Source organism: Streptomyces narbonensis (genome assembly GCF_014649015.1).
In the GTDB taxonomy this organism is placed as follows: Bacteria; Actinomycetota; Actinomycetes; order Streptomycetales; family Streptomycetaceae; genus Streptomyces; species Streptomyces narbonensis.
This window is the reverse complement of the sequence record NZ_BMSF01000133.1, coordinates 1-679: the sequence shown is the minus strand read 5'-3', so window position 1 is coordinate 679 and position 679 is coordinate 1. Positions and strand designations below refer to the sequence as shown.

1 protein-coding gene is annotated in these 679 nt (G+C 21.4%); it reads left to right on the top strand.

The window, feature by feature from the left end; translation table 11 throughout:
* The coding region (locus tag IE124_RS36365; RefSeq protein ID WP_502266947.1) for a carbamoyl phosphate synthase preATP-grasp domain-containing protein at nt 1–679 on the top strand (679 nt) is incomplete at both ends.

The following is a 679-nucleotide window of genomic DNA, read 5'->3' as shown; positions in this document are numbered from 1 at the left end:
TATTTTTTATATTGCTGATGCTTTTAGAGCTGGATTTACAATAAAAGAAATTTTTAATTATACAAAAATTGATGTTTGGTTTTTAAATCAAATTAAAGATTTAATAAAAATAGAAAATATTTTTTTAAAAAAGAATATAAATAATATTAATTTTGATAATTTATATTTACTAAAAAAACAAGGTTTTAGTGATAATAGAATTGCTAAATTATTAAATGTTAATGAAAATAAAATTAGAGAATTACGTAAAAAATTAAATATACATCCAGTATATAAAAGAGTTGATACTTGTTCAGCAGAATTTACTACTTCAACTGCTTATCTGTATTCTACATATGATGAAGAATGTGAAGCTAATATTAATAATACTTATAATAAAATTATTATAATAGGTAGTGGAGCAAACAGAATTGGACAAGGTATTGAATTTGATTATTGTTGTGTGCATGCAGCAATTGCTATGCGTGAAAATGGATATGAAACGATTATGATTAATTGTAATCCAGAAACAGTTTCTACTGATTATGATATTAGTGATAAATTATATTTTGAACCTATAACTTTAGAAGATATATTAGAAATTATAAGAAAAGAAAAACCAAAAGGAGTTATTATTCAATTTGGTGGACAAACACCTTTAAAAATAATAAAAAATATAAATAAAGAAGAAATCCCTATT